Origin of the sequence: Undibacterium sp. Tian12W (assembly GCF_049339405.1) — a bacterium.
In the GTDB taxonomy this organism is placed as follows: Bacteria; Pseudomonadota; Gammaproteobacteria; order Burkholderiales; family Burkholderiaceae_D; genus Undibacterium.
This window is the reverse complement of the sequence record NZ_JBMPPK010000096.1, coordinates 1-255: the sequence shown is the minus strand read 5'-3', so window position 1 is coordinate 255 and position 255 is coordinate 1. Positions and strand designations below refer to the sequence as shown.

The 255-nt window shown below is 52.2% G+C and carries 1 protein-coding gene; it reads left to right on the top strand.

Annotated features, from left to right (window positions below; translation table 11 throughout):
- Positions 1-255: transposase (locus ACO0LI_RS30765; RefSeq protein WP_423037744.1), on the top strand; the 255-nt coding region annotated here is incomplete at both ends.

Genomic DNA, 255 nt, shown 5'->3' with positions numbered 1-255 from the left:
CCGAAGGTGGCTTTGAACGCTATGCCAAGACGACGAAGCGAGCAGTGTTTCTATCAGAGATGAATCAGGTCGTGCCATGGGCTATGCTATGCAAACTGATAGAGCCCCATTATCCCAAGGCAGGTAACGGACGCCCGCCTGTTGGCGTGGAGCGCATGCTACGCATTTATTTCTTGCAACAATGGTTCAACCTGTCTGACCCGGCTGTCGAGGAAGCCTTATACGAATCCGTTTCCATGCGCAGCTTTGCCAATA